Genomic DNA, 26,858 nt, shown 5'->3' with positions numbered 1-26,858 from the left:
AATCAGGTGACACGACGTCGAGTAGTAATCACCGGTCTGGGCATGCTGACGCCGTTGGGCGCCGACGTGAACAGTACCTGGGAAGGCATTCTGGCGGGCCGTAGCGGCATCCGCCCGATCGAACATTTCGACACCGAAGCCTTCGCCACCAAATTCGCCGGCCTGGTGCCGGAGTTTCCCTTGGAGGAGTACCTGTCCCCCAAGGAAGCGCGCAAGATGGACCTGTTCGTGCAGTACGGCATGGTCGCCGCCATTCAGGCGATCCGTGATTCCGGCCTGGACATGGACAAGGAAAACGGCGAGCGCATCGGCGCCGCCATCGGCTCCGGCATCGGTGGCCTCACCAACATCGAGGAAAACCACCAGAAGCTGCTGGAGTCCGGCCCGCGCAAGCTGTCGCCGTTCTTCGTGCCGAGCACCATCATCAACATGATCGCCGGTAACCTGGCGATTCTGTTCGGCCTCAAGGGCCCCAACTTCGCCACCGTCACCGCCTGCACCACCGGCACCCACAACATCGGTTTCGCGGCCCAGCAGATCCAGCTCGGCGCCGCCGATGTCATGATCGCCGGCGGTGCGGAGAAGGGCTCCACGCCGCTGGGCATGGGCGGTTTCGCCGCCGCCCGGGCGCTGTCCACGCGCAACGACGATCCGCAGGCCGCCAGCCGGCCCTGGGACCGGGACCGGGACGGTTTCGTGCTGTCCGACGGCGCCGGCGCCCTGGTGCTGGAAGAGTACGAGCGCGCCAAGGCCCGCGGCGCCAATATCTACGGTGAGCTGATCGGCTTTGGCATGAGCGACGACGCCTACCACATGACCGCGCCCTCCGAGGACGGTGCCGGCGCCGCCCTGTCCATGGGCAACGCCTTCCGGGACGCCGGCGTGGACCCCGCCGAGGTGGGCTACGTGAACGCCCACGCCACCTCCACCAAGGTGGGCGATCTGATCGAGATCCACGCGGTCAAGAAGATCTTCGGCGAGCACGCTCCCAAGCTGGCCATGAGTTCCACCAAATCCATGGTCGGCCACCTGCTCGGTGCCGCCGGCGCGGTGGAGGCGATCTTCACCCTGCTGGCCATGCGCGACTCGGTGGCGCCGCCCACCATCAACCTGGACAACCCGGACGAAGGCTGCGACCTGGATCTGGTGGCCAACCAGGCCCAGTCGCGGACCATCGACATGGCGCTGTCCAACTCCTTCGGGTTCGGCGGCACCAACGGTTCGCTGCTGTTCCGCAAGGTGTGAACGGCCCGGTCGCCAGTGACGACCGGGGCCTCGCCTATGGCGATGGCCTGTTCGAGACCCTGCGGGTCTCCGCCGCCGGCGACACGCCGCTGTGGCCGCGCCACCGGGCGCGGCTGCTGGACGGCGCCGCCCGCCTCGGCATCCCGGTGGACCACGCGGCTCTGGAACGGTGCCGCGCCGACGCTCTGACCGACGGCGCCGGCCCCGGCGTGCTCAAGCTGACCCTGACCCGGGGCCCCGGCGGCCGCGGCTACCTGCCTCCCGATTCCCCCACGCCCACCCTGTTCGCGCGACGCGGCGGCCTGCCGCCGTGGACCGCCGCCCAGCGCGAGCAGGGCGTGCAGCTGGGGGTCTGCGACACGCCCCTGGGTCTGGACCCGCTGGCCGGCTGCAAGCACCTGAACCGGCTGCCCCAGGTGCTGGGGCGCCGGGAAGTGGCGGCGCGGGGCTGGGACGAGGGCCTGATGCTGGACGAGTGGCGGCGGCCGGTGGAGGCCACCGCCATGAACCTGTTCGCGGTGTTCGGGAATACGCTGTGGACGCCGTCCCTGGAACGGGCCGGGGTGGCCGGGGTGGCCCGGGCCTGGCTGCTGGAGCGGGCCGCCGACGCCGGCTGGTGCATCGATGTGCGTATGCGGCCGCTGTCACATCTGCGCGCCGCCGACGGGGTTTTTCTCAGTAACGCTGTTGTGGGTGTGCTGCCGGTGCGTAAACTGGCGCAATGGGTCTGGCCGGTGCCCGAGCCGGTACGACGATTTCAACGGGATCTGGATCACCTCTTTCAATAATGCGCCGAAAAATTCGAGTGTTCGGTCTGCTGGTACTGCTCGTCCTGATCGGCGTGCCACTGGCCGGTTTCTGGGTGAGCAGCTGGCTGCACCGCCCGCTGCCGATGGAAGAACCGGTGGTGGTGACCGTGGAGCGGGGGGCGTCCTTCAACGGCATGCTGGCCGACCTGCGTGGCCGGGGCCTGCTGGGCGAGCCCGGCGAAGCGCGCCTGCGCCGCTGGGGCGCGCGCCTGTACAGCGCCTTCACCGACCTGGACGGGCGCCTGCACGTGGGCGAATACGAGCTGGCCCCCGGTGACTCCCTGCTGACCCTGCTGGAAAAGATCGACCGGGGCGAGGTGCTGCAACGCAGCGTCACCCTGGTGGAGGGCTGGAACTTCCGCGAGTGGCGGGCGCTGCTGGCCAGCAAGGACGGCATCGAGCACACCCTGGGCGAACTCAGCGGCGAGCAGATCATGGCCCGCCTGGGCCTGCCGGACAGCCACCCGGAGGGCTGGTTCGCGCCGGAAACCTACTTCTACACCCGCGGCACCAGCGATCTGGAGCTGCTGCGCCGGGCCCTGGAGCGCCAGCGCCGCCTGCTTGACGACGCCTGGCTGTCCCGGGACGAGGATTTGCCCTACGACAGCCCCTATCAAGCGCTGATCATGGCCTCGATCATCGAAAAGGAAACCGCGGTGCCCGACGAGCGCGGCCGCATCGCCGGGGTGTTCATCAATCGCCTGCGGCGGGGCATGCGCCTGCAGACCGACCCCACCGTGATCTACGGCATGGGCGAGGCCTACGACGGCAATATCCGCCGCTCCGATCTGCGCCGGGCCACCCCCTACAACACCTATGTGATCAGCGGCCTGCCGCCCACGCCCATCGCCATGCCCGGCCGCGACTCGATCCTGGCGGCGGTGCGCCCGGCGCCCACCGAGGACCTGTTCTTCGTGGCCCGGGGCGACGGCAGCCACAAGTTTTCCAAGACCCTGGCCGAGCACCAGCGGGCGGTGCGGGAATTCCAGCTGCAGCGCCGCGCCGACTACCGCTCGCGGCCGGAGCCGTCCCGGTGACCGGCCGCTTTATCACCCTGGAAGGGGGCGAGGGCGCCGGCAAGAGCTCCAATCTAGCCTGGCTGGCGGAGCGATTGCGCGAGGCCGGCGTGCCGGTGACCGTGACCCGGGAACCGGGCGGCACCGACCTGGCCGAGCGCATCCGCGCGGTGCTGCTGGACCCGGGCACGGAAACCATGGCCGACGGCACCGAGCTGCTGCTGGTGTTCGCCGCCCGCGCCCAGCACCTGGAAGCGCTGATCCGGCCCGCCCTGGCCCGTGGCGACTGGGTGCTGTGCGACCGCTTCATGGACGCCACCTGGGCCTACCAGGGCGCCGGACGGGGGTTCGACCCGGCCGCCATCGCGGCCCTGGAATCCCTGGTGCTGCGCGGCCTGACCCCGGACCGCACGCTGCTGTTCGACGTGCCGGTGGCCCAGGGCATGGCCCGCGCCGGCAAGCGCTCCAGCCCGGACCGCATCGAGCGGGAGACGCTGGCCTTCTTCGAGCGGGTGCGGCAATGCTACCTTGAGCGGGCGGCGGCGGAGCCGGAGCGGTTCCGGCTGGTCGACGCCGGCGCGGACCTGGACGCGGTTCGCGCCGAACTGGACACCCATCTTCAGGAGATGCTGCGGTGGCGGTAGGTTCATCCGCGAAGCGGGCGCCGATCCAGGTGCCCTGTCCCTGGCACCGGGAGACCATGCAGCGGCTGCTGGATCAGCACGCCCAGGGGCGTCTGCCCCATGCGCTGCTGTTCGCCGGCGCCGCCGGCATCGGCAAATTCCGTCTCGCCCAGGCCCTGGCCCAGGCGCTGCTGTGCGAACGACCCGCCGCCGGTCTGGCCTGCGGGGAGTGCGACGGCTGCCATCTGAGCGTGGCCGGCACCCACCCGGACTTCCAGACCCTGGCCCCGGAGCCGGGCTCCAACACCATCAAGATCGACCAGGTGCGCCGACTGCTGGAATTCGCCGGCCGCACCGCCCAGTACGGCGGCGCCCGGGTGGCGCTGATCGCGCCGGCGGAAGGGCTCAACCGCAGCGCCCAGAACGCCCTGCTGAAGACCCTGGAGGAGCCCGGCGACGGGCTGGTGCTGATTCTGGTCAGCGACCAGCCGAGCCTGTTACTGCCCACCATTCGCAGCCGCTGCCAGCAGCGTCACCTGCCGTTGCCTCCGGGGGAGGCGGCGCTGGCCTGGCTGACGCCGCAGACCGGCGAGCGCGAAGCGGCGGCGCTGCTGGCCGCCGCCCAGGGCGCGCCGTTGCGGGCCCTGGCGCTGCAGGAGGCGGACTGGTTCGCGGCCCGGGAACAGCTGGCCGGCCAACTGCTGGCGGTGGCCCGGGGGCGCACCTCTCCGGCCCAGGCCGGGCAGGTGCTGGCCGGCCAGGACCCCCGGGTGATGGCCGGCGTGCTGTACGGCTGGCTGGCCCGGGCGGCGGTGTTGGCGGCGCTGGGTGAGGAGGGCGGCGAAGCCGATCCGGCCACCGTCACCGACCCCAAGGTGGAGCCGTTGCTGCGGCAACTGGCCGCCCAGGTGCCGCCGGCCCGGCTGCTGGCCGCCGCCCGGCGGGTGATGGAGGGGCGGCGCCAGTTGCTGGCCGGCGCCAACCCCAACAAGGAATTGCTGATGGAGCAATGGTTGCTGATTCTGGTGGGCGTTGACGCCTCCGCCAGCGGCTTCTAATCTGCTTGAGCGTCGAGTCGGCGCGTACAAAAAAAGCGCTTGGGAAAAGAGGGTGCCGGAGCGCCCGCACGGGGGAAACGCACATGAAAATGCCCGGAGGCCGCAGCGGCATCCTGTCGCTGAGCATCAAGGACAAGGCCGCACTGTATTCCGCCTATATGCCGTTCATCACCAACGGCGGTCTGTTCATACCCACCGATAAGGACTATCAGCTGGGCGAGGAGATCTTCCTGCTGCTCAATGTGATGGACGAACCGGACAAGATTCCGGTGGCCGGCAAGGTGGTCTGGATCACGCCCCAGGGTGCCCAGGGCAACCGCACCGCCGGCATCGGCGTGCAGTTCTCCGACCAGGACGACACCGCCCGCCGCACCATCGAAAACCATCTTGCCGGCGCGCTGCAGTCCGACCGGCCCACCCACACCATGTAACCCTCATAGCGTGTAGAATAGGGCGCTTCTCGAAGTCCGCGGCGGAGAGACGCAACCCTATGTCCGACACCCCCCTCGACCTGGTGGATTCCCATTGCCATCTGGACCGGCTCAACCTGGACGCCTATGACGGCGATTTCCAGGCGATGATGGCGGCCACCCGCGCCGACGGTATCTCCCACATGCTGTGCATCGGCGTCGATCTGGAAACCTTCCCGCGCGTGCGCGCCCTGGCGGAAGCCCATGACGATGTGCACGCCACCGTGGGTGTCCACCCCCTGTACAAGGAATCCCGGGAGCCGGACGCGGACGAGCTGGTGCGCCTGGCGGACCACCCCCGGGTGGTGGCCATCGGCGAAACCGGGCTGGATTATTTCTACGCCAAGGAACAGCGCGAATGGCAGCAACGGCGTTTCGTGGCGCACATCCAGGCCGCCCGCCGCACCGGCCTGCCGCTGGTGATCCATACCCGGGGCGCCAAGGAGGACACCCTGGCACTGCTGCGTGAGCACGGCGGCGGCGAAGTGCGCGGCGTGCTGCATTGTTTCACCGAGGACACCGACATGGCCGAGCAGGCCATGGCGATGGGGTTCTATATTTCCATTTCCGGCATCGTCACCTTCCGCAACGCGGAGGCCCTGCGCGACACCGTGCGCGCGCTGCCCCTGGAGCGTCTGCTGATCGAAACCGACTCGCCCTGGCTGGCGCCGGTGCCGTTCCGGGGCAAACCCAACGAGCCCCGCCATGTGGCGCGGGTGGCGGAATGCGTGGCCGGCCTGAAGGACCTGCCGGTGGCGGAGGTGGCGCGGGTCACCCGCGACAATTTCTACACCCTGTTCAGTAAGGCGGCGGCATGAACGGACTCAGCGATCCCCTGCAACTGGCGTTGGCGGTGGCCCTGGCGGTGGTGGTCACCGCCCTGGTGGCGCTGCTGCTGACCCGGGCGCCGCTCAACCGGCTGGGCCGCGAGCGGGACCAGGCGCTGCACGATGGCGAGGCACGCGGCCGTGAGCTGGCCCGGGAACAGGAGCGGGCCACCGCCCTGGAGCAGCAACTGCAGGACCTTCAGGGTCAGTACGCACAGTCCCGCGCCGACAAGGCGCGCCTGGAGGAACGGCTGGCCGGCCAGCAGGACAAGCTGGCGTTTCTGGAGCAGAGTCGCGAGCAGCTCAAGCAGGAATTCGAGAACCTGTCGGCGAAGATTTTCGAGCACCGCAGCAAGCAGTTCGAGGAGAAGAACCGCCAGGGGCTGGACACGCTGCTCAACCCGTTCCGCGAGCAACTGGCGGAATTCCGCCGCCGGGTGGATCAGATTCACAGCGACGACACCCGCGCCCAGGCCGCCATGACCGAACAGCTCCAGCATCTGAAAAGCCTCAACCAGCAGATGCATGTGGACGCCCGCAACCTGACCCAGGCGCTCAAGGGCCAGGTGAAGACCCAGGGCAACTGGGGCGAGATGATCCTGGAACGGGTGCTGGAAAGCTCCGGCCTCACCAAGGGCCGCGAGTACGACACCCAGGTGGCGCTGAAAAGCGAGGACGGCGGTCGCCGGCTGCCGGACGCCATCGTCCACCTGCCGGAAGACAAGGACGTGGTGATCGACGCCAAGGTGTCGCTGGTCGCCTACGAGCGTCTGGTCAGCGCCGAGGACGACGACACCCGGCGGGAAAGCCGCGACCAGCACCTGCAATCCCTGCGCGCCCACATCAAGGGCCTCAATATCAAGGACTACGGCAACCTGGAAGGGGTGCGCAGCCTCGACTTCGTGCTGCTGTTCATCCCCGTGGAAGGCGCCTTCATGACCGCCATGGAAGCGGACCCGGGACTCTACATCGAGGCCTACGAGCGCAATATCGTGCTGGTCAGCCCGACCACGTTGCTGGTGACCCTGCGCACCATCCAGAACATCTGGCGCTACGAATACCAGAACCGCAACGCCCTGGACATCGCCAACCGGGCCGGCCTGATCTGCGACCAGATCACCCGCCTCAGCGAGTCCCTGGCGGACGTGGGCGACAAGATCGACCGCGCCCACGATTCCTGGGAAACCGCCTACAAACGGCTCACCGAAGGGCGCGGCAACCTGCTCGGCCAGGCCCATAAGCTGCACGAACTGGGCGCCAAGGCGCGCCGGGCCTTGCCGGCGAGGGTGGATGACGAGGACGGCGGGGTGCGCGCCGCCGACGCCGCCGACGCCGACGACGATTAAGCGGGGCCGGGGAGAAACGCGGGCCGGCCCGCGGCCCATCAAAGGCCCTTCAGAAAGTGGAGCAGCGCCCGCCGGCGCGGGCCGGGCAGTGTGGTGAAGGCGTCCCGGCTGGAGGCGGCTTCGCCGCCGTGCCAGAGAACCGCTTCCTCCAGGGTGCGCGCGCGGCAATCGTGCAGGTAGCAGGCCGGCAGCCCGGCACGGCGCGCCCGCCCCAGCCCCCACAACGGCGCGGTGCGCCATTCCCGGCCATCGGCGTCGTGGTCCGGTCGATGGTCGGCCAACCCTTCGCCAAGATCGTGCAGCAGCAAATCCGTGTACGGTGCCAGGCGCGCCGTTCGTCCCTGTTGCCGCCATTCGATGGACGGCCGGTGGCAGCCGGCGCAGCCCAGTGCGCGGAACAGCTCGGCGCCGTCGCCGGACGGATCGGCCACCGGCGCCGGCGGCGCCAGCCCGGCGACGAACGCCACCAGGGCGGCCAGGTCGTCGTCGGCCATCTCCGGCTCGCCGCCGTTGGGCGCCGCCCGGCAGCGCCGTTGCGCCGGGGCGCAGCCGGATTCCGGACGTCGCGAGGTGGTGATGCCCTGCTCGTTGATCAGGGCCGCGGCGATCTGTGTTTCCAGGTCCGGATGATTGGCCTTCCAGCCGAAGCGCCCCAGGCGCCGTTCGCCGTCCACCACGACCCAGTTGGGCCGACCGCGGATGCCGTTGCCGTCCCGGTCGCCGGCATCCGCCCCGGCCAGGATCACCGCCGTTGGAATGGCCGCCAGCGCCCCGACACCGTCCAGGGTGGCGGCGCCGCGCACGGAGAACGCCGCCGCCTCGCCGAGGGGGCCGTGGCTGAGCGCCTGGAATTCATAGTCCGGCGTTTGCAGCCGCCAGCCCTCGCCGTCCGTGTAGCGGCCGTGCCGGGTGCGCCAGCGCATGGTTATCCGGCCCTCGGCGGGCACGCCGGACACCGCCAGCGGATTGAAGGTGGTGCCGTAGGCGTCGTGGGGGCCCCAGGCGCTGTCCGCCTTCCGCTGGCTGAGTTGCATCACCAGACCGGTGGGCAGCGGCTCGCCGTCGGCGGGCCGCAAGCGCCGGCCGCGCTGGCTGTGGCACTGATCGCAGGCGGCGGCGTTGAACAGCGGGCCGAGCCCGTCGCGCAGGCTGGCCGGGGAGGGCGCCGCCACGAACGCGGTGTTGAAGAACGCCTCGCCCCGGCGCGGGTCCGGCGCCGGCCCGGCACCGGCCTGGCCGATCAGTGCCACAAGCAGCCATGACAGAGGCCACCGCCATCCTGGCTGACCCATCAGCTACGGTCCGGTTGCACCAGCACGCGCACCTGCTGCCGGGTGCCGCCGCTCAGTTGCAGCACATAGTCCCGATCCGCGTCCAAGGAATAGACCACGAACTTGCGCAGCGCCTCGCAGTGGTGGCGGCCGCCGAAATCCTCCGAGGGCACCAGGGCGCCCTCCTGGTCCACCAGATCCACCCAGCTGGCGTCGTCGATATAGGCGCGATAGGGGCCGGCCTGGTCGGTGTGGAACACGAAGGCGCCGGCGTAGGCGCCGTCCGCCAGGGTGTGGCGGCCGGGTTCGGCGGCGAACGCGAAACCGTGCTGCGGTGACAGCGTGGCGCGGTAGGCGGTGCCGGTATCGATGGGCGCCGGGGCCGCGCCTTCCGCGCCGCCGGGCTCGGCCAGGGAGGACGCGGTGAAGCGTTTGATCACGGCCTGTTCCGGCGCCGCGTAGGTGGCGCAGCCGCTGTCTTCCTGGGCCTCCATGGCCGGCGCGGCCAGCGGCAGGGCGAGCAGCGCCAGGGCGGCGTAACGGGAAACGAATGTCATGGTGATCTCCTGAATGACCGTCTGGAGCGCGCCGCTCAGTAGCGCCAGCGCACTTTGGTGAAGTAAGTGCGGCCCGGCTCGTAGTAGCCCTCGTCGTAGGCGTAGAGCTTGTCGCCCAGGTTGTCCACGCCCGCTTCCAGCTGCCATTGCGGCAGCGGGCGCCAGGCGGCCTTGAGGCCGGTGGTGACGAAACCGGCGGTCTGCCGCGTGCCGCCGCTGTCGTTGTAGCGGCCGCTGTCGGCGCGGGCGCTGGCGGTGAGGGTCCAGGTGTCGCCCGGGAACCAGCTCAGGTAGGTGAAGCCGCTGTGGCGCGGCGTATCCAAGGCGCGCAGGTCCGGGTCGGACTTGTTGTCCCGGTGCAGGTAGGTGTAGTTGAGGTGGTATTGCCAGGCGTCGCCCAGGTTCACGGTCAGCTCGGCCTCGGCGCCCTGCAGCACCGACTCCGCCACGTTCTGCAGTTGCGAGCAGGGCGGTGAGGTGCACAGGCCGTTGTCGATGGCGATGCTTTGGATGCTGTCGTCGATCTCGTTGCGGAACACCGCGGCGCCCCAATGCACCGGCATGTCGGTGCCGACCAGCAGGTCGCCGGCCAGACCGGCTTCCACGCCGGTGCTGGTTTCCGCGTCCAGATCCGGGTTAGGCAGCGCCGAGCCCATGCGGAACGAGTAGCGGTCCTTGATGGTCGGGTAACGGCTGCGCTTGGCGGCGATCAGGCGGCCTTTGAGGTGGTCGTTGAAGGCGAACAGAGCGCCGGCCTGTAGGTTGACCGCCGAGGTGGACGCCAGCTCGAACGGTTCGATGGTGCCGTTGACCAGATTGTCGGCTTGCTCGCCGCGCAGCCGGTCATAGCTGATGCCGGCCAGCAGCGTCAGCCGGTCGGTGGCGGCGAAGCGGTCTTCCACGCCCACCGACACGGTGCGGTCCTCGAAGCGCTGCTCCGGCTCGCCCAGGTCGCCCACTTCGCGGTGAACGTCGGTTTTGTAGTGCACCGCCAGGCGCGGATCGTGGCGCGAGAACAGGTCGGTGCCCAGTTCCACGCTGCCGCCCCAGGAGTAGTCGTCGTAGGTGCTGTCGAAGGCGTAGGGCCGGTTCATGCTGCTGTAAGTGGCGTCGTCGTAGGAGCGCAGCGAATTCTCGAAGCTGTCGTAGTAGAGCCGCAGCCTGGCCTCCAGATGCTCATGCAGCCGGGTCTTGGAATTGAAGTAGACGCTTTCCTTGTCGTACCAGGGCCACTGCCAGAAACGCACCCGGGTGTTGGCATCGTCACCGGCATAGGGGGGCGTCTGCTTCTCACCGTCCTGCTTGTAATAGCTGAACACGTATTCGTCGGAGGCGTTGGGGGTAAAGCCCAGACGCAGCGACAGTTTGCGGTCGGTGTATTCGGAGTTCTCCCGGCGGCCGCCGTCTTCGTCGGCGGTGGGGTCGAAGTCACCGGCCAACGGGAAATAGTCCTGATCGCGGATCGAGCCGCCGACCTGGGCGTACCAGCGGCCCTGGTTGGTGCCCACATTGGCGTAGCTGTCCCAGGCGTTGCGCGAGAAGCGATCGTCGAAGCTCATGCCGTAGCCGGCTTCCGCCTCGGTGCCCAGCCGGGGCCGGCGACCGACCACGTTGATGGCGCCGCCCAGGGTGTTGGGGCCGGCCAATAGCGAGGTGTAGCCCTTGCTCACCGAGATTTCCGCCACGTCGTAGGTGGTCAGACGGGACAGATCGATGTTGCCGTCGTAGGGCACGTACACCGGAATGCCATCGATAAACAGCGGCACCTGGCGGGAGTCGAAGCCGCGCACATTGATCAGCCGCTCACTGCGACCGCCCATCATCACGGTATTGACGCCGGGCAGCAGCTCCAGCGCCTGGGAGACGTCGGTGCGGTTGAAACGGCGCATGTCGTCGCTGGTGACGGTGGCTTGGGTACTGGTCTGGTCGGCGTCGATACCGTCCCCTTGCACCACCACCGGCTCCAGAACGCCCAGTTCGAAGCGGTCGCCGGGTTCAGGGGACGGGGCAGCGTGAGCTGGCAGGCAAAGCGAAGCCGCCAGCAGGCACGGGGCCGCCGGAAAAAGAAAAACGTTCATGGAAAAACTCTCTGGCTGACGAGCGAATGTTATGTTGGTTTTCGTTATGCACGAAAGAATATAGCGGTGGGCGAGGAAAAGCCAGAGGCGTGACCGACCGGTTTCGCCGGGCGCTCAGCTCAGTTCGTTCTCCAGGCTTTTTTCGAAGTCGTCGGCCAGATCACGCAGCGCCCGTTCCATCTCCCGGTAACGCTGGCGAATGCGCCGGCCCGCCTCGGTGATCTCGGCGCCGCCGCCGTGCTTGCCGCCGGGGGCGGAATGCACCAGCGGCTCCCGGAAGCAGCGGTTCATGGTGTCCACCAGCAGCCAGGCGCGCCGGTAACTCATGCCCAGTTCACGGGCCGCCGCGGAAATCGAGCCGGTGCTTTCGATGGCGTCCAGCAGTTGCGCCTTGCCGGGGCCGAAGGCGATGTCGTCGTCGCGCATCAGACGGGCGCGCAGTTTGATGTAGTTGGCCATGGACGTAGTGGTCTGCCTCGTCGCCGTTCACGGTAGAGGCCGAGTGTAGTGCACCGGCGCCGCCGCCGACACGGCGGCGCGGCGTTTACCAGCCTTTACTTTTCCGGCGCGGCGGGTGGTCCGCTTTTGCGCTAGGCTCGGGCGGAACTGTCAACACACTTGATGGGTCTGTCAGAAACACGGCGTTTTCAAAAAAACGGAAAGGGGAGCAAGGCGTTCATGAGTACAACCGCACCGGCACGTTTCGGAGCTCTGGTCCTGGTCTGGCTGTGCACTCTGGTGGCGGCGGTGGCGGTGTGGCGCTGGTCGCGATCGCCGTGGGCCTGGGCGGCCCTGGCGGTGTTCGGCGTGCTCGGCCTGCGCGGTCTCTGGGATCTGGTTCAACGCCGCCACACCCTGCTGCGCAACTATCCACTGCTGGCCCATTTCCGCTGGTTCTTTGAGTTCCTGCGGCCGTTTCTGCGCCAGTACATCGTCGAGGACGACCGGGAAGGGCGGCCCTACAACCGGGATATGCGGTCGCTGATCTACGAACGGGCCAAGGACCAGGTGGACGTGAAGCCGTTCGGTACCGATCTGGACGCCTACGACGCCGAGTTCCAGGTGTTGGCCCATTCCATGGCGCCCCGGCCCAAACCCGACGCGGACTTCCGCGTCGAGGTCGGCGGCGCCGCCTGCCAGCAACCCTACCGGGCGTCGCTGCTGAACGTGTCGGCGATGAGTTTCGGTTCGCTGAGCGCGCCGGCCATCGAGGCGCTCAATCTGGGCGCGCGGCGCGGCGGTTTTTATCACGACACCGGTGAGGGTGGCATCAGCCCTTACCATCGCCGGCACGGCGGCGATCTGGTGTGGGAAATTGGCAGCGGCTATTTCGGCTGCCGGGACCAGGATGGGCACTTCGACCGGGGGCTGTTCCGCGAGCAGGCCACCCTGGATCAGGTGAAGATGATCGAGATCAAACTCAGCCAGGGCGCCAAACCGGGCCACGGCGGCGTGCTGCCGGCGGCCAAGATCACCCGCGAGATCGCCGACACCCGCAAGATCCCCATGAACGAGGATTGCCGCTCACCGGCCTGGCACAGCGCCTTTTCCACGCCCCGTGAGTTGCTCGAATTCGCCGCTTCCCTGCGCGCGGATTCCGGCGGCAAGCCGGTGGGCGTGAAGCTGTGCGTGGGCCATCCCTGGGAGGTGCTGGCGCTGTGCAAGGCGATGCTGGATTCCGGCATCGAGCTGGACTACATCGTGGTGGACGGTACCGAGGGCGGCACCGGCGCGGCGCCGGAGGAATTCTCCGACCATCTGGGGCTGCCGCTGCGCGAGGGCCTGCTGATGGTGCGCAACGCGCTGGTCGGCACCGGCCTGCGTTCGCGGGTGCGGCTGGCGGCCAGCGGCAAGGTGTACAGCGCCTACAGCCTGGCCGCCAACCTGGCCCTGGGCGCGGACTGGTGCAACGCGGCCCGCGCCTTCATGCTCAGCCTGGGCTGCGTACAGACCAAGAGCTGCCACAACGACCGCTGCCCCACCGGCGTGGCCACCCAGAACCCCAGCCGCCAGCGCGGCCTGGTGGTGGCCGACAAGGCGCCCCGGGTGGCCAACTTCCAGCGCCACACTCTTGAGCATCTGGCCGACATCATCTCGGCGGCGGGGCTGGAGCATCCCGGCGAACTGCTACCCCGCCATCTGATGCACCGGCGCGGCACCACCGAGCTGATGACCCTGGACAAGATGTACGATTTTCTGGAACCGAATGCGCTGTTGGAGGCGCCGGACGAGACCGTCTACGGAGAGTGGTGGCACGCCGCCGACCCGGACAGCTTCCGGCCCCGCCGGCCGGTGGGGCCCCTTCATCACAAATAGGACGCATCACAAATAGGTGAATCGCAGCAGGGCGGTGGCGAGCACCGCCAGCCAGATCAGGCTGAGGATCACCGTGGTCCAGAGCGGCGGGTGACGCGGCGGCAGGCGCAGAAAAGAGAACACCACCAGCAGCACCATCAGGACGGTGGTGATGCCGAGCTGGGCGCTGGACGGCAGCGCCGGCAACGCCAGGGGCGGCCCCATGGCGATGCCCAGATTCGCCGCCAGCATCAATAACAGCAAGGGGTACAAGCCGGTGGGGTGGCGCCGGCGCGGCGCGGGTTCGGTGCTACGCGGCATGGGTGTCACGGGGCATGACCGATCAGGTAGACGGCGGTGAAGCTGGCCAGCCAGGCGATTTCCACCAGCGCCCAATAACCGCCGGCCAACCGCAGCCGGGCCGCGCGCCGATCCGGATCCCGGGTGCCGAGCGCCGGCAGGACCGTCAGCATGGCGATGATGACGAACGCCGCGTGCGCGATCACCAGCAGATGATGAAAGTGAAAAAACAGCAGGGCATCCAGAGGGCGCGGCCCCGGGTAACCGAACGGCTGGGTCAAAGGCAGCAGGCCATCACCGTATTCCAGATAACCTTCCCACACGCGCAGGGCCAGAAACGCCAGGCCCAGTGACCAGGCCATCAGAATAGCGCCGACGGCACCCCGGTGGCCGGCCTGGCCCGCCCGGGTCAGCATCCAGCCGGCGCTGATCAGTAACGCTCCGCCGAGCGCCGCCGGTTGCCAGTGCAGGCTGCGGGCGGCGGCGCCAAACACTTCCGGTGTCACCCGATAGTGCAGGGCGAAAGCCAGCAGCAGGGAGGCGAACACCAGAATACCCAGAAACAGGTACAACCCCAGGCGCAGCCGGTTGGCATCGAACAGGCGGTGGAGCCCGCCGAGATCGTGGGTCACGATCAGCGTGGCGACGTTTCTGGAGCGGGTCGGCCGGTGCGTCATGTTCGTACGCCTCGGTAACGGAAACTCGGCCTGGGTGGCCATGCTGCCTCCTGCAACGACAAACCGGGAGCGCGAGCCGGTGCGGTCGAACATCCGGCCGTTGTGAAAATCGTTCCACTTCCCTGGGTATTCAAGCCTCAGATTAGGACCAGCCGATGGCGTTCACAAGCGCGCCCGAAGCGTCCCCGGAGCCCGCCAGGGCGCGCGGTGCCCGGCGCCGCCAGTGGCGCCGGGCACCGCGCGGGAACGTAAAGAAATACAAAATGAGCGCCGCCGCCGGGCAAAGGCGGGTTTTGTGGCTGGCGTGGTGGGACCACCCCGCGTTACAAAGGGCGAAGCCTTGGAACAAGGCATGGATTTTTTGTCACTGGCAAGGAGCAACATAATGCGCATTCATCAACGTTTCGCCCTGGGTCTGATCGCCGCCACCGTGGCCGGCGCCGGCCACGCCGCCACCACCATTCCGATGCATTCGGTCAGCGCCGACGGGGTCGGTGAACAGGTGGGGCAAATCATGGTCTCCGAAAGCGACCACGGTCTGGTGTTCACCCCGCAGCTGAAAGGCCTGGAGCAGGGCGCCCACGGCTTCCATGTGCACCAGAACGCCTCCTGCGAGCCCGCCGAGAAGGACGGCAAGATGACCGCGGCGGCGGCGGCCGGTGGTCACTACGATCCGGAAGAAACCGGCCATCACGGCACCCCGTGGGGTGACGGCCACCTGGGCGACCTGCCGGCGCTGTACGTGGACGCCGACGGTAACGCCACCATTCCGGTACTGGCGCCGCGCCTGGACATGGACGATCTGGAAGGCCGCGCGGTGATGATCCACGCCGGCGGTGACAACTACTCCGACCAGCCCAAGCCCCTGGGCGGCGGCGGGGCCCGCATGGCCTGCGGGGTCGTGCCGGACTGATCCTCCTTCGTCCATCCCGGTCGGACGACCGCTCCCGCGCGGGCCCGTCCGGCCTCACCGCCTCATTGTAGGAGCCGCTCCTACCCCCCCTTCCTCCCGCCCAAAGCGTCCGTTCCGGCTGCCGCTAATTGCATATTTTGCCAATTTTTGCTGTGCGTCAGGCCCGAATGACGTACCGATTCGGTCACAAATAAGAATGATGGCGTAGTAATATTAAGGCGTGAGTATGGTCTTTCACGTTCGATCCCCTCTAGTATCCGCTCCGTACGAATATAGGAGTAGGTGGGATCGTCATGCGTCATTCATTTCTCGTAATCGGCTTGCTGGTCAATTTGTACGCGGGGGTCGCGTCCGCCGCCGAGGCCACGCCTCGGATCATTGGTGGGGAGGACGTCGGAAGCGCCCCGTCCTGGATGGTGGAGGTCAAGCGCAGCCTGTCCGGCAACGCCAATTACGCGGGCACCCGTTGCGGCGGCGCTTTGGTGGCGCCGCGCTGGGTGTTGACCGCCGCGCACTGCGTGCGCACCAACGGCGTGGATTTCGACGCTGGTACTTTATTCGTGGCGCTGGGTCACCTGAACCGCTACGCCACCCCGGCGGAAACCATCGCGGTACGGGCCGTGCATGTGCACGACGGCTACCGCAGCGACATCTACCAGAACGATCTGGCGCTGCTGGAACTGGAGCGGCCGTCCGCCCAGGCGGCGCTGGACCTGGCCAAGAACGCGGAAATGGAGCGGCTGCGCCGGGGCAGTCCGGACGAGGCGCTGCGTGCCCTGGGTTGGGGGCAGACCGAGAACACCTCCATGTCCACCCTGCTGCAGCAGGTGGATCTGGACTACGTCAGCCCGTCCCAGTGCGCCCGCCACTGGAACAACCTGGGCAGCGGCCAGCTGTGCGCCGGTGAGATGAATCCGGTGGCCGGCGTGGATCAGGACACCTGCCGGGGCGACAGCGGCGGGCCGCTGGTCTATCGGGACGGTGACCGCACCTGGCTGGCCGGCGTCACCAGCTACGGCGCCAAGCAGTGCGCCTCCGGCGTGCCGGCGGTGTACACCCGGGTCAGCGCCTATCTGAACTGGATCGAGCGCACCTCCGGCGGCGCCATGGTGGATCTGGAGAGCGAAACCGCCGGCGGCGCCTTGTACGCCGGCCCCGGCCAGACCCTGACCCTGGAGACGCGCATCAGCAACCGCAGCCTGGTCAACGCGGCCCGGGGCGTGGGTCTGCGCATCGACCACCAGGGCGGATTGAACGTCTGGGCGGACGATCTGAATTGCCGCGAGCAGACCGGCTACAGCCTGTGCCAGGGCTGGAACAACCTGGACACCGGCGCCAGCGGCGAGATCCATCGTCTGCGTCTGACCCATACCGGCGCCGGCGCGGTGGCCGGTCTGGCACGCATCGTACCGATCAGCGACGAGCACGATTACTACACCGCCAACGAGGAACGCCTGAGCGTGGTGTTCTCCGATCAGCCGGACCTGAAGCTGGAGGCCACCACGGTGCGTGCCGGCGGCGCGGTACGGGTTACCGCCACGGTCACCAACCAGGCCACCCACCGGGACGCGCCCCGCGCCTGGGTGGATTTCCGGCTGCCGTCCGGGTGGGACTGGCAATCGCTGCCGGAGGGCTGCGTGGCCGGGGCGACGGTGCGCTGTGATCTGGGCGACTTGACCCGTGGCGGCGCCGCCTCGCGCACCCTGGCGCTGCAGGGCGACGGTGACGGTCGGGTGTTCATGAGCGCGGGCAACGCGGCGGGCGACTTCCCCGCCGGGGATACCACCGCTTTCGTGACGCCGGCCCGGGCCGGCGCGGAAAGCGCGCGCAGTGAAGAAAGCGGCGGTGGTGGCGGTGGCGGTGGTGGTGCCGCGGGTCTGTGGCTGGCGATGATGCTGGCCGGGCTGGGGGTGTTGCGCCGTCGTCGTTAGCGAGCGGTCAGTCGACCACGGAAAGATGCTGCCGGCGCTGCTCGGGGACGAGCGCGCCGGCATTGCCTTTCCAGGGCACCGCGCCGAAACCGGAGGGCACCGCCTGCAGCAGGTAGGGGGCCTTGATCACGTCGAAGTAGGGGGAATGGTCGAAATCGGCGGCGTGGAACAGCCGGGGCTGCAGCCGTAGCAGCCGGGCGGCGGCGTCCTCCGGCTGTTTGACCAGCGGGTGCACCGGAAACTGGATAAAGGCGAACGCCTCACCGGCGGTGGTGCCGGTAATGGCGCGCAGCAGATCATTGGCCCAGCGGTTGAGCAGCCGCCGGCGCAGGCGCGCCGCCAGGGTGCGCCAGGGCACCAGCCACAGCAGCAGCAGGGTGCTCCAGCCATGCTGGGTGCCGGTGCCGAGCCGGCTGATGGCGAACCGCAGCGCGTCCTGGCACTCCTCCGGCGCCAGATTCTGGGCCCGGCAGACGCGCAGATGCAGGCCGTGCAGGTTGCTCAGGTCGCGCACCCACAGCCCCCGTTCCAGGCTGGCGTCCAGCACCAGCTGGGTGTCCGGTCCACAGGGCAGGTAATCGGCCAGCAGCGCGCGCAGGGCCGGGTCGGCCACTTCGTGGGGCCGGCCTATATAGAGAAGGGCGCGGGAAAAGCGACTGCCGGTCAGTACCTTGAGGCGCCGGTCCAGGGGGCTTTCGCCGTCCACCAGCAGCACGTCGCAGGGGCGCAATTGGGCGCGCTGGCTTTCCAGGTCGCCCAGCGGCCATTCGCCATGCTCGGGCTGACGCTGCAGCCGTTCGCAGAGCCATTGGTAGAATCGTGGTGAGTGCATGCGGCGATCCTACAGCAGAGCCAGAGCGCGATCCATGACCGAATAGTCAGTGTAGAAGTGGGGGGACAGGCGCACGCCGCCGCCGCGCTCGGCGCACACCACGCCGCCGGCGTGCAGCCGGGCGCGGGTGTCCGACGGTGCCTCGCCGGGCAGCCGGAAGGTGACGATGCCGGCGCGCCGGGCCGGGTCCGCCGGGCTCAACAGCTCGGCGCCCCGCGCCGCCAGGCCCTGGTGCAGATGGGCCACCCGCTCCGCCAGGGCCGCCTCCACCCGCTCCATGCCCAGTTCCTCGAACAACGACAGGGACGCGTCCAGGGCATGGGTGGCCAGCATATTGGGGCTGCCGCACTCGAAGCGGGTGGCGTCGGCGGCCACCTGCCAGTCCTTGCGGGTGTAGTCACCGGCGTCGGCGATCATGTGCCAACCGAACTGCCGCAGGGTCAGTTGATCGCGCACCGCCGGCCGGCAATGGAACAGCGCCAGCCCCTCCGGACCGAGCATCCATTTGTGGCCGTCGGCGACCACGAAATCGGCAAAACAGGCGGCGGCGTCGAACGCCACCGCGCCCAGGCTCTGAATCGCGTCCACGCAGAACAGCACGCCGCGCTCGCGGCAGGCGCGCCCGATCGGCGCCAGGTCCAGGCGGATACCGCTGCCGTACTGCACCGACGACAGGGACACCAGCCGGGTGCCTTCGCCGATGGCGTCGATAACGCGCTGCTCGGCCCCTTCGCCGCTCACGTCCACCTCCACCACGTCCACGCCCTGGTCGGCCAGGGCCTGCCAGGGGATGCGGTTGGACGGAAACTCCTGGTCGCTGATCAGCACCCGGTCGCCGGGCCGCCAGTCCAGACCCTGGGCGATCACCGACAGGCCCTCGGAGGTGTTTTTCAGCAGCGCCACCTCGGTGGGGTCCACCTGGATCAGCCGCGCCAGCCGCTGGCGCAGACGCGCTTCCACTTCCAGCCAGGCCGGGTAGTCCCGGGCGCCCACATGGATGTTCTGATCGGCGAAGGCGACCACCGCGTCGCGGGTGCGGCGCGGCCAGGGCGCCACCGCCGCGTGGTTGAGATACAGCACCCCGTCCTGGAGGGGGAATTCCGCTTTGAGATCGACCATCAGGGGCTCCTTGAGTATGATCCGGCCCGGCACCCGCGCGGCGGGGCCGCCCGTCACGTGGTGGGACCTGGCCCGATTGTAGCGGCCATGGCGGGGACGTGCAGGGCTTCGGGTTGTGATAGGGTAACGGGAACCGTCCCCGGTTGGCGGGAATGAGGAGAAGTCGATGGGAGATCTGGAAAAAGCGACGCGCAAGGCGCGGGAATTCCGCCAGCGTGAGCAGGAGATTCTCGACGCCGCCCTGGCGCTGTTTCTGGAGCAGGGGGAAGACCGGGTCACGGTGGAAATGATCGCCGACCGGGTGGGCATCGGCAAAGGCACCATCTACAAGCACTTCGAAACCAAGAACGAAATCTACCTGCTGCTGATGCTGCGCTACGAGGAGGATCTGGCGGAGGTCTTCAACAGCATCCACGGCAGCCACGACAAGGAAGCGCTGGCCCGGGAATACTTCCGTTTCCGGATCGGCGACCCGGCCCGCTACCAGCTGTTCGACCGGCTGGAAAACAAGGTGATCAAGGATCACGCGGTGCCGGACCTGGTCGACAAACTGCATCGCATTCGCGAAGCCAACTTCAAACAGCTGACCCACATCGTCGAAGCGCGCATCCAGGAAGGCTCCCTGGAGGACGTGCCGCCCATGTACCACATCTGCGCGGCCTGGGCCCTGGCCCACGGCGCCGTGGCGCTGATGCAGTCGCCGTTCTACCAGCGGCTGATCGACGACAAGCCCGACTTCCTCGATTTCCTGGTGGAAATCGGCATCCGCATGGGCAACAAGGGTCAGCGCGGTAAATAGGGACATCATGAGCAAAGCCGAGGAACTGCTGGCGCTGCTGGAAAAGGCGGAGCAGGACGAACAGGGCCTGCCGCCGGTTCACAAATGGAACCCGGAGCGCCGCGACGACATCGACATGCGCATCGCCAGTGACGGCACCTGGTATTACCAGGGTTCGCCCATTGAGCGGCACCGCATGGTGAAGCTGTTCTCCACCATTCTGCTGCGCGAGGGCGACGACTATTTTCTGGTCACGCCGGTGGAGAAGCTGCGCATCCAGGTGGACGACGTGCCCTTCGTGGCCACCGAGGTGGAAACGGTGAGCGGCGACGGACCCGACAAGCTGGTGTTCACCACCAACGTGGACGCCCATGTGGTGGCCGGCGCCCGCCACCCGCTGCGGGTGGAAACCGATGCGGAGAGCGGCGAGCCGCGCCCCTACGTGCATGTGCGCGACAATCTTGAAGCACTGATCGCGCGCACCGTGTTCTACCGGCTGGTGGAACAGGCGCGCCGGGAAGAGCAGGGCGATGGCGCCCGTCTGGTGATCGACTCCGACGGCGAAACCTTCGAGCTGGGCCGGCTTTAGTCCGGCTCGCCGCCGGGGCGGGGCAGGCCGGTGCCGCACTGCTTGCAGAAGCGCGCGTCCGGATCGTGGTCGTGGCGGTGGCAGTTCGGGCATTCCCGCTCGTAGCGTTTGACCATGTGCGCCCGGGACATTTCCGCGGTGACGATGCCGGTGGGCACGGCGATGATCGCGTAGCCGGTGATCATGGCCAGCGACGCCACCGCCTGCCCGAACGGCGTTTGCGGCGAAATGTCGCCGTAGCCCACCGTGGTGATGGTGACGATGGCCCAGTAGATGCTGCGCGGAATGCTGGTGAAGCCGTTGGACGGGCCCTCCACCACGTACATCAGACTGCCGAAGATAATGATCACCACCACCACCGCGAACATGAACACGCCGATCTTGCGCCGGGTGCGCACCAAAGTGCTGCCGAGCTGATTGGCCTCTTCCATCAGATGGGCCAGCTTGAGCACCCGGAACACCCGCAGTACCCGCAGGGCGCGGATGGTCAGCAGATAATTGGCGCCGGGCAGCAGCAGACTCAGATAGGTGGGGATCACCGACACCAGATCCACCACCCCGTAGAAGCTGCGCGCATAGCGCAGTGGCCGGTCGCTGACCCACAGCCGGATGATGTATTCCAGGGTGAACAGCACGGTGAAGAACCACTCCGCCGCGTACAGCAAGGTGCCGTGGCGCTGATGGATGGACTGCACGCTGTCCAGGGTCACCGCCACCACGCTGGCGATGATGGCCAGAATCAGTAACTGATCGAACCACCGCCCGGCGGGCGTGTCGGTGCCGAAAATTATGTGGCGCCAGCGGTCACGCAGACTGGCGTAGCGAGCGTTCATGGCCGTCCTTACGGACCGCCCGACGGGCGGTGTCGAAAGCTGTTTGGGGACCGGGAAGGGCGCCTATTCTGGCTGGTTCGCGGCGCCGTTGCCACTGTGTCTTCCTGGCGCTGTCCGGCCCTCGGCGCCCATGTCCCGCTGAGACGTGCTTCTCGAACGCCCGTGCCACCCTCGCGGGCCTTGGTAAGGAAAGGTTTCCGGGGGGCCGGGCCGGACACCGTTCGATACCACCGGCTACGCTTCATTACACAGGTGCAACCGCGCCGGTCTACATCGCTTTGCACACCCCTTCCATAGTCGCTTCATGCGCCATCCCTCATCGGGGGCGATAACGACGAGAACAGACGGAGGGGTAAACCTTGGATACCGATATCAAGAAGCTGATCGGCGGCGGCGTACTGGCGCTGCTGCTTACCGCCTGTGGGGGCGGTGGCGGTGGCGGTGGTGGCGGCGATAACGCCGGCGCACCGACACCTTCCACCCGCGAACTGCCTCAGGAAATGGCGGCGGTGGTGGATGAGAGCAACGAATTCACCAACGAATTCTGCCCGCAAACCAGCGGCGGCCAGGCCCCCGGCGCCAGCGTCGACCCCGGCGCCTGCGTGCAGGAGGCGGAGGCCGCGGACGGCGGCGTGCCCGATCCCACCAGCGTGGTGGCGCAGTTCTGCCCGGTGGCCTCGGAGTCCTTCGACCTGGGCGGCCTGTTCGATCCCACCGCCTTCCTGGACAACCTTCAGAATCCGCAGGACCTGCTCAGCGGCGGTCCCTTGACCTTCCCGCTGGCCTGTCTGCAGGAATCCGCCGGCAACCTCGGCCAGCTGCAGGACCTGATCGGCGGCAGCAACCCGATCACCGAACAGCTGTGTCCGGAAGCGGCCGCGGCGGGCGGCTTTGACCCGGCCACCTGTCTGGCGGAAATCGCCGGCGGCGCCGGCGGCGGCCTGCCTGAGTTCCCGGGCACCGGTGGCGGCGGCGCGCCGTCCATCCCCGGCGCGGACGGCTTCTGCCCGACCACCGCCGCCGGCGGCTTCGGCCCGACCACGGTGCTCGATTGCCTCAACGAGGTCAGCCGTGTGTACGTGACCATCGTCGACCAGATCCGCACCCCCAACCCGATCACCGAAGCGGTGTGTCCGCTGGAGCACAGCAGCGGCCTGGTGGATCCGGTGGCCTGTCTGAAGGAAGGTCTGGCCGGCAACGGTCTGCCCGGCCTGCCCGGTCTCGGCGACCTGCCGGGTCTGCCCGGTGGCGGCGGCGGTGAAGGCCCCGGCCTGCCGCCGGAGCTCACCGATGCGCTGGGCGCGATCTGCCCGGACGCGCTGGGCGGTGAAATCGGCCCGACCACGCCCATCGACTGCCTCACCGAGGCGGGCGGCAACCTGGGCGGGCTCACCGACCTGTTCGGCGAACTGGGCGGCGGCAATCCGCTTACCGACGCGCTCTGTCCGGCGGCCTCCGGCGCCGGCAGCCTGGACCCGGCGGCCTGTCTCACCGAGGCGCTGCAGAAGCTGCCCGCCGGTGGCGGCGGCGGGACCCCGCAGATCCCGGGCACCGGCATGCTGCTGGAGCAGATTTGTCCGGACGCGGCGGCCGGTGAACTGGGCCCGACCACGCCCATCGCCTGCCTGAGCGAACTGGGCAGCGGCTTTGGCGGCCTGGAAGATCTGCTCGGCGTGATCGGCGGCGATAACCCGCTGTTCGACCAGCTGTGCCCGGCGGCCTCCGAGGGCGGCAACGCGGACCCGGCGGCCTGCTTCATGGAAGCCCTGGAAAGCCTGCCCGGCGCGCTGCCGCTGCCCGGCGGCGACGGTGGCGGCGGCCTGCCCGGTGCCGATCAGCTGCTCGGTCAGATTTGCCCGGCCACCGCCGAAGGTGACGTGGGCCCGACCACGCCCATCGACTGCCTCACCGAGGCCGGCGGCAACCTGGGTGGCCTGACCGATCTGCTCGGCGGCCTGGGCGGCAGCAACCCGCTCACCGACGCGCTCTGCCCGGCGGCGTCCGGCGCCGGCAGCCTGGACCCGGCGGCCTGCATCACCGAGGCCCTGGGCAATCTGCCCGGCGCTCCGGGCGGTGACGGCGGCGTGCCGGAAATCCCCGGCCTGGGCGATGGCCTGGCGCAGATCTGCCCGAACGCGGCGGAAGCGGGCCTGAGCCCGACCCTGCCGCTCACCTGTCTGATGGAGGTGGGGGGTAATTTTGGCCAGCTCCAGGATCTGCTGGGCGGCCTGGGTGGCGGTCTCGGTGGCGGTGAAGGCGGCGCCGACCCGGTCACCGGGCAGCTTTGCCCGGAAGCCGGCGCCGGTGGCCTGAGCCCGACCCTGCCGCTGGAATGCCTGCTGGAAGCGGGGCAGAACCTGCCGGATCTGCTCACCGGTCTGCTCGGTGGCCTGGCGCCCTGATGCCGGTGGTTTAAAAAGTGTGGTAACAAAAAGCCCCGGCCTTGGCCGGGGCTTTTTTTTGCCGAAGCGGCGCGACGTCAGTCGCGGACGCGGCGGGGCAGGGTGTCGCGCACCTTGTCGGCCAGGTTGATGATGGCCTGCTCGGTGGTGTCCCAGCCGATGCAGCCGTCGGTGACCGACACGCCGTATTCCAGCTCGTCCAGATTGGCGGGGATCTTCTGATTGCCTTCCTTGAGGTGGGATTCCACCATCAGCCCGACGATGGAGGTGTTGCCCTCCAGAATCTGGTTGCCGATGTTCTCCATCACCAGGGGTTGCAAGCCCGGGTCCTTGTTGGAGTTGGCGTGGGAGCAGTCGACCATGATGTTGGTGGACACGCCGGCCTTCTCCAGGGCGCTTTCCGCCAGGGCCACGGACACCGAATCGTAGTTCGGCTTGCCGCCGCCGCCGCGCAGCACCACATGGGCGTACTGATTGCCCTTGGTGGTGGTCAGCGCCACCCGGCCGTCCGGGTCGATGCCCAGAAAACGGTGCGGATGGCGGACGCTGAGCATGGCGTTGACCGCCACGTCCAGGCTGCCGTCGGTGCCGTTCTTGAAGCCCACCGGGCCGGACAGGCCGGAGGACATTTCCCGGTGGGTCTGGGATTCGGTGGTGCGGGCGCCGATGGCGGACCAGGAAATCAGGTCCTGAATGTACTGCGGGGTGGTCGGGTCGAGGGCCTCGGTGGCCGCCGCCAGGCCCAGGTCGGCCACGTCCAGCAGCAGCTTGCGGGCGATGTTCAGGCCGTCTTCCACCTTGAACGAGTCGTTCATGTAGGGATCGTTGATCAGACCTTTCCAGCCCACCGTGGTGCGCGGCTTCTCGAAATAAACGCGCAGTACCAGGAACAGGGCATCGTCCACCTTGGCGGCCAGCGTCTTGAGGCGCTCGGCGTATTCCATGGCCGCTTTCGGGTCATGGATCGAGCAGGGCCCGATCACCACGAACAGGCGCGGATCCTTGCGGTCCAGGATGTCGCGGATCTGCTGGCGGCCCCGATAAACGGTGTCCGCCGCCTGGTCGCTGAGCGGCAGCTTTTCCTTCAGGGCCCGGGGCGTGATCAGCACGTCCTGGGATTCGATATTGAGGTCGTCGAGTTGTTGATGGCTCATGGTCTGGCTGCTTATTGGTGGTCGTGGCCGGAAGACCGCAGTCTAGCCGAATAGCGCTAAGGTTTCAGCCCGGTGCGCCGATAACGGCGACGCCTATTTTGCGTTTCCTTCAGGACCGACATGAAACCTTTCGCTTTCCGCGGCCTGCGTTTGCAGGCCAAGATCCTTTTGCTTTCCCTGGTGCCGCTGATGGTGGCGGTACTGGCTCTGACCACCTGGTCCGCCGTGGAGCGGGCGCGCACCACCGATCACACGCTGGCCCAGCAGCGCCAGGCGATGATCGGGATGCGGGAACGGGGCATCCGCAGCGCCGCGGAAGTGGCCCGCTCGGCGATCCGCCCGTTGTTGAACATGGCCGACGAGGACGAAGCCCAACGCCTCGCCAAGGCCATGATCCTGGGCATGAAGTTCGACGGCGACAGTTATCTGTTCGCCTACGACTTCCGAGGCAATAAGGTCGCCAACGCCAACAACCCCAGCAGCAATTCCTGGGACCTGCAGGACGCGGACGGCCAATACATCGTCCGCGACATGGTGCAGGTGGCCCGCGACCAGGGGGAAGGCCCCTACCAGTACAAATGGCTGCACCCCGGCACTGGCAAGGTGGAGACCAAATACGGCTACCTGGTGTCGGTGCCGGAATGGAATTGGGTGATCGGCACCGGTGTTTATATCACCGACATCGACGAGGACATGGCCGCCATCGAGGCCGCCGCGCGGGCGGAACTGCGCCGCTCGGTGACGGTGGGCGTGCTCGCCGGCGCCGCCTTGCTGGTGGTGGTGGGCGTGCTCGCCCTGTGGCTGGTGCGCCGGGTGGTGCGCCCGATCCGCGATACCGCCCGGGCCATGCAGGACATTGCCCGCGGCAAGGGCGACCTGACCCGCCGCCTGACGGCCTCCGGTGACGACGAAGTGGGCGATCTGGCGCGTCAGTTCAACGCCTTCGTGTCGCGCATGCAGGATGCCCTGCGCGAGGTGCGTGACACCACCGGCTCGGTGAACCGGGCCGCCGACGAAATCGCCTCCGGCAGCGAGGAACTGGCCACGCGCACCGAGCAGTCCGCCGCCAGCCTGCAGGAAACCTCCGCCTCCATGGAGGAAATCACCGCCACCGTCAGCCACACCGCTGACGCCGCCGAGCGCGCCAGCACCATGGTGGGCGACACGGCGCGGGTGGCCGGGGAGGGCGGTCGCGCCATGCAGGAGGTGCAGACCACCATGGCCTCCATCGACGAGGCCGCCGGGCGCATCGCCGAGATCATCGGGCTGATCGACGGCATCGCCTTCCAGACCAATATCCTGGCCCTCAATGCCTCCGTGGAGGCGGCCCGGGCCGGCGAACACGGCCGGGGCTTCGCGGTGGTGGCCCAGGAAGTGCGCAATCTGGCCGGGCGCAGCGGCGACGCCGCCGCGGAAATCCGGGGCCTGATCGATACCTCGGTGACCCGCACCCGTCAGGGCTCCGAGCTGGTGCGCCGGGCCGGCGCCACCATGAAGGAGATCGTCGACAGCGTGACGCCGGTGAGCGAGCTGATCGGCGACATCAGCACCGGTGCCCGGGAACAGAGCCGGGGCATCGCCCAGGTCAACACGGCGGTGGCGGAAATGGATTCCATGACCCAGCAGAACGCGGCCATGGTGCAGCAGACCTCCTCGTCGGCGGTGGAGATGCGCCGCCATGCGGCGCGCCTGGACACGCTGATCAAGTCCTTCGTGCTGTAGGCCCTTGCGGACC

The 26,858-nt window shown here is 68.3% G+C and carries 25 protein-coding genes; 15 read left to right on the top strand and 10 right to left on the bottom strand.

Going from position 1 to position 26,858, the window contains the following annotated elements; all coding sequences use genetic code 11:
- Positions 1-6 precede the first annotated feature (6 nt).
- From fabF to rmuC, 8 genes are all read left to right on the top strand, one after another.
- Positions 7-1,245, top strand: a complete 1,239-nt coding sequence (gene fabF / locus ACLD0W_RS17620; RefSeq protein WP_410308757.1) for a beta-ketoacyl-ACP synthase II — start codon at positions 7-9, stop codon at positions 1,243-1,245.
- Entirely contained in the window at positions 1,242-2,033 is a 792-nt protein-coding gene (gene pabC / locus ACLD0W_RS17615; protein ID WP_410308756.1) for an aminodeoxychorismate lyase, read from the top strand. The genes fabF and pabC overlap by 4 nt, the downstream gene beginning before the upstream one ends.
- Positions 2,033-3,091 (top strand): endolytic transglycosylase MltG, encoded by a 1,059-nt coding sequence (gene mltG, locus ACLD0W_RS17610; RefSeq protein ID WP_410308755.1) that lies wholly within the window; start codon positions 2,033-2,035, stop codon positions 3,089-3,091. Before pabC ends, mltG begins: the two co-directional genes overlap by 1 nt.
- On the top strand, positions 3,088-3,714 hold the full coding sequence (gene tmk, locus ACLD0W_RS17605; protein ID WP_410308754.1) for a dTMP kinase: 627 nt from the start codon (positions 3,088-3,090) through the stop codon (positions 3,712-3,714). The genes mltG and tmk overlap by 4 nt, the downstream gene beginning before the upstream one ends.
- Positions 3,705-4,751 carry a DNA polymerase III subunit delta' gene (locus ACLD0W_RS17600; protein ID WP_410308753.1) on the top strand — a complete coding sequence of 349 codons (1,047 nt, stop codon included), beginning with the start codon at positions 3,705-3,707 and terminating at the stop codon, positions 4,749-4,751. The genes tmk and ACLD0W_RS17600 overlap by 10 nt, the downstream gene beginning before the upstream one ends.
- A gap of 83 nt (positions 4,752-4,834) precedes the next feature.
- Entirely contained in the window at positions 4,835-5,182 is a 348-nt protein-coding gene (locus tag ACLD0W_RS17595) for a PilZ domain-containing protein (RefSeq protein WP_204428623.1), read from the top strand.
- Between the two features lie 59 nt (positions 5,183-5,241).
- Positions 5,242-6,039, top strand: coding sequence for a TatD family hydrolase (locus ACLD0W_RS17590; protein ID WP_410308752.1), 798 nt, complete (start codon positions 5,242-5,244; stop codon positions 6,037-6,039).
- Complete coding sequence (rmuC, locus tag ACLD0W_RS17585) at positions 6,036-7,394, top strand: DNA recombination protein RmuC (protein ID WP_410308751.1); 1,359 nt, start codon at positions 6,036-6,038, stop codon at positions 7,392-7,394. Before ACLD0W_RS17590 ends, rmuC begins: the two co-directional genes overlap by 4 nt.
- 38 nt (positions 7,395-7,432) lie before the next feature.
- On the opposite strand, the gene ACLD0W_RS17580 is transcribed toward rmuC, so the two are convergent.
- The 4 genes from ACLD0W_RS17580 to ACLD0W_RS17565 all read right to left on the bottom strand — a co-directional run bounded on the left by ACLD0W_RS17580 (position 7,433) and on the right by ACLD0W_RS17565 (position 11,759).
- A complete protein-coding gene (locus tag ACLD0W_RS17580; RefSeq protein ID WP_410308750.1) occupies positions 7,433-8,644 on the bottom strand; it encodes a di-heme oxidoredictase family protein in 1,212 nt (403 codons plus the stop codon).
- Positions 8,645-8,685: 41 nt separating this feature from the next.
- On the bottom strand, positions 8,686-9,222 hold the full coding sequence (locus ACLD0W_RS17575; protein ID WP_410308749.1) for a hypothetical protein: 537 nt from the start codon (positions 9,220-9,222) through the stop codon (positions 8,686-8,688).
- 35 nt (positions 9,223-9,257) lie between these two features.
- Positions 9,258-11,300 carry a TonB-dependent receptor plug domain-containing protein gene (locus ACLD0W_RS17570; RefSeq protein WP_410308748.1) on the bottom strand — a complete coding sequence of 681 codons (2,043 nt, stop codon included), beginning with the start codon at positions 11,298-11,300 and terminating at the stop codon, positions 9,258-9,260.
- A 114-nt stretch (positions 11,301-11,414) separates the two neighbouring features.
- Entirely contained in the window at positions 11,415-11,759 is a 345-nt protein-coding gene (locus tag ACLD0W_RS17565) for a winged helix-turn-helix domain-containing protein (RefSeq protein ID WP_410308747.1), read from the bottom strand.
- A 219-nt stretch (positions 11,760-11,978) separates the two neighbouring features.
- Here ACLD0W_RS17565 and ACLD0W_RS17560 point away from each other — a divergent pair, with 219 nt between their 5' ends.
- Positions 11,979-13,616 carry an FMN-binding glutamate synthase family protein gene (locus ACLD0W_RS17560; RefSeq protein WP_410308746.1) on the top strand — a complete coding sequence of 546 codons (1,638 nt, stop codon included), beginning with the start codon at positions 11,979-11,981 and terminating at the stop codon, positions 13,614-13,616.
- 6 nt (positions 13,617-13,622) lie between these two features.
- Here ACLD0W_RS17560 and ACLD0W_RS17555 read toward each other — a convergent pair whose 3' ends face one another.
- On the bottom strand, positions 13,623-13,916 hold the full coding sequence (locus tag ACLD0W_RS17555; protein ID WP_410308745.1) for a hypothetical protein: 294 nt from the start codon (positions 13,914-13,916) through the stop codon (positions 13,623-13,625).
- Between the two features lie 5 nt (positions 13,917-13,921).
- Positions 13,922-14,614 (bottom strand): hypothetical protein, encoded by a 693-nt coding sequence (locus tag ACLD0W_RS17550; protein ID WP_410308744.1) that lies wholly within the window; start codon positions 14,612-14,614, stop codon positions 13,922-13,924.
- 343 nt (positions 14,615-14,957) lie between these two features.
- On the opposite strand from ACLD0W_RS17550, the gene sodC reads away from it, so the two are divergent.
- Entirely contained in the window at positions 14,958-15,485 is a 528-nt protein-coding gene (gene sodC / locus ACLD0W_RS17545; protein WP_410308743.1) for a superoxide dismutase [Cu-Zn] SodC, read from the top strand.
- A 293-nt stretch (positions 15,486-15,778) separates the two neighbouring features.
- Positions 15,779-17,416, top strand: a complete 1,638-nt coding sequence (locus ACLD0W_RS17540; RefSeq protein ID WP_410308742.1) for a trypsin-like serine protease — start codon at positions 15,779-15,781, stop codon at positions 17,414-17,416.
- Between the two features lie 7 nt (positions 17,417-17,423).
- On the opposite strand, the gene ACLD0W_RS17535 is transcribed toward ACLD0W_RS17540, so the two are convergent.
- Both ACLD0W_RS17535 and ACLD0W_RS17530 read right to left on the bottom strand, forming a co-directional pair.
- The gene (locus tag ACLD0W_RS17535; RefSeq protein ID WP_410308741.1) at positions 17,424-18,248 is read right to left on the bottom strand and encodes a hypothetical protein; all 825 of its coding nucleotides are present in this window, start codon (positions 18,246-18,248) and stop codon (positions 17,424-17,426) included.
- 9 nt (positions 18,249-18,257) lie between these two features.
- Positions 18,258-19,367, bottom strand: coding sequence for an aminotransferase class V-fold PLP-dependent enzyme (locus tag ACLD0W_RS17530; RefSeq protein WP_410308740.1), 1,110 nt, complete (start codon positions 19,365-19,367; stop codon positions 18,258-18,260).
- 175 nt (positions 19,368-19,542) lie between these two features.
- On the opposite strand from ACLD0W_RS17530, the gene ACLD0W_RS17525 reads away from it, so the two are divergent.
- Together ACLD0W_RS17525 and ACLD0W_RS17520 are read left to right on the top strand one after the other, a co-directional pair.
- The gene (locus ACLD0W_RS17525) at positions 19,543-20,166 is read left to right on the top strand and encodes a TetR/AcrR family transcriptional regulator (protein WP_410308768.1); all 624 of its coding nucleotides are present in this window, start codon (positions 19,543-19,545) and stop codon (positions 20,164-20,166) included.
- Positions 20,167-20,173: 7 nt separating this feature from the next.
- On the top strand, positions 20,174-20,734 hold the full coding sequence (locus ACLD0W_RS17520) for a DUF1285 domain-containing protein (protein ID WP_410308739.1): 561 nt from the start codon (positions 20,174-20,176) through the stop codon (positions 20,732-20,734).
- Here ACLD0W_RS17520 and ACLD0W_RS17515 read toward each other — a convergent pair.
- On the bottom strand, positions 20,731-21,567 hold the full coding sequence (locus ACLD0W_RS17515; protein ID WP_410308738.1) for an ion transporter: 837 nt from the start codon (positions 21,565-21,567) through the stop codon (positions 20,731-20,733). The two genes, ACLD0W_RS17520 and ACLD0W_RS17515, sit on opposite strands and share 4 nt — an antisense overlap.
- A gap of 359 nt (positions 21,568-21,926) precedes the next feature.
- Between ACLD0W_RS17515 and ACLD0W_RS17510 the strand changes: the two genes are divergently transcribed.
- Positions 21,927-23,969, top strand: a complete 2,043-nt coding sequence (locus ACLD0W_RS17510; protein WP_410308737.1) for a hypothetical protein — start codon at positions 21,927-21,929, stop codon at positions 23,967-23,969.
- Positions 23,970-24,046: 77 nt separating this feature from the next.
- Here ACLD0W_RS17510 and ACLD0W_RS17505 read toward each other — a convergent pair whose 3' ends face one another.
- On the bottom strand, positions 24,047-25,123 hold the full coding sequence (locus ACLD0W_RS17505) for a 3-deoxy-7-phosphoheptulonate synthase (protein ID WP_410308736.1): 1,077 nt from the start codon (positions 25,121-25,123) through the stop codon (positions 24,047-24,049).
- 120 nt (positions 25,124-25,243) lie between these two features.
- On the opposite strand from ACLD0W_RS17505, the gene ACLD0W_RS17500 reads away from it, so the two are divergent.
- Entirely contained in the window at positions 25,244-26,845 is a 1,602-nt protein-coding gene (locus tag ACLD0W_RS17500; protein WP_410308735.1) for a methyl-accepting chemotaxis protein, read from the top strand.
- Positions 26,846-26,858: the final 13 nt, after the last annotated feature.

This window comes from Alloalcanivorax sp. C16-1, from assembly GCF_046507805.1.
Classification (GTDB): domain Bacteria; phylum Pseudomonadota; class Gammaproteobacteria; order Pseudomonadales; family Alcanivoracaceae; genus Alloalcanivorax.
The sequence above is the reverse complement of the archived record's forward strand: the minus strand, read 5'-3'. Positions and strand labels throughout refer to the sequence as shown.

What these genes read in the sequence shown, in the direction of transcription:
- mltG (WP_410308755.1), top strand. Translation starts at nt 2,033, where the DNA reads ATGCGCCGAAAAATTCGAGTGTTCGGTCTGCTGGTACTGCTCGTCCTG.
- ACLD0W_RS17595 (WP_204428623.1), top strand. Translation starts at nt 4,835, where the DNA reads ATGAAAATGCCCGGAGGCCGCAGCGGCATCCTGTCGCTGAGCATCAAG.
- ACLD0W_RS17590 (WP_410308752.1), top strand. Translation starts at nt 5,242, where the DNA reads ATGTCCGACACCCCCCTCGACCTGGTGGATTCCCATTGCCATCTGGAC.
- rmuC (WP_410308751.1), top strand. Translation starts at nt 6,036, where the DNA reads ATGAACGGACTCAGCGATCCCCTGCAACTGGCGTTGGCGGTGGCCCTG.
- ACLD0W_RS17575 (WP_410308749.1), bottom strand. Translation starts at nt 9,222, where the DNA reads ATGACATTCGTTTCCCGTTACGCCGCCCTGGCGCTGCTCGCCCTGCCG.
- ACLD0W_RS17570 (WP_410308748.1), bottom strand. Translation starts at nt 11,300, where the DNA reads ATGAACGTTTTTCTTTTTCCGGCGGCCCCGTGCCTGCTGGCGGCTTCG.
- ACLD0W_RS17565 (WP_410308747.1), bottom strand. Translation starts at nt 11,759, where the DNA reads ATGGCCAACTACATCAAACTGCGCGCCCGTCTGATGCGCGACGACGAC.
- ACLD0W_RS17560 (WP_410308746.1), top strand. Translation starts at nt 11,979, where the DNA reads ATGAGTACAACCGCACCGGCACGTTTCGGAGCTCTGGTCCTGGTCTGG.
- ACLD0W_RS17555 (WP_410308745.1), bottom strand. Translation starts at nt 13,916, where the DNA reads ATGCCGCGTAGCACCGAACCCGCGCCGCGCCGGCGCCACCCCACCGGC.
- ACLD0W_RS17550 (WP_410308744.1), bottom strand. Translation starts at nt 14,614, where the DNA reads ATGGCCACCCAGGCCGAGTTTCCGTTACCGAGGCGTACGAACATGACG.
- sodC (WP_410308743.1), top strand. Translation starts at nt 14,958, where the DNA reads ATGCGCATTCATCAACGTTTCGCCCTGGGTCTGATCGCCGCCACCGTG.
- ACLD0W_RS17540 (WP_410308742.1), top strand. Translation starts at nt 15,779, where the DNA reads ATGCGTCATTCATTTCTCGTAATCGGCTTGCTGGTCAATTTGTACGCG.
- ACLD0W_RS17535 (WP_410308741.1), bottom strand. Translation starts at nt 18,248, where the DNA reads ATGCACTCACCACGATTCTACCAATGGCTCTGCGAACGGCTGCAGCGT.
- ACLD0W_RS17530 (WP_410308740.1), bottom strand. Translation starts at nt 19,367, where the DNA reads ATGGTCGATCTCAAAGCGGAATTCCCCCTCCAGGACGGGGTGCTGTAT.
- ACLD0W_RS17520 (WP_410308739.1), top strand. Translation starts at nt 20,174, where the DNA reads ATGAGCAAAGCCGAGGAACTGCTGGCGCTGCTGGAAAAGGCGGAGCAG.
- ACLD0W_RS17515 (WP_410308738.1), bottom strand. Translation starts at nt 21,567, where the DNA reads ATGAACGCTCGCTACGCCAGTCTGCGTGACCGCTGGCGCCACATAATT.
- ACLD0W_RS17505 (WP_410308736.1), bottom strand. Translation starts at nt 25,123, where the DNA reads ATGAGCCATCAACAACTCGACGACCTCAATATCGAATCCCAGGACGTG.
- ACLD0W_RS17500 (WP_410308735.1), top strand. Translation starts at nt 25,244, where the DNA reads ATGAAACCTTTCGCTTTCCGCGGCCTGCGTTTGCAGGCCAAGATCCTT.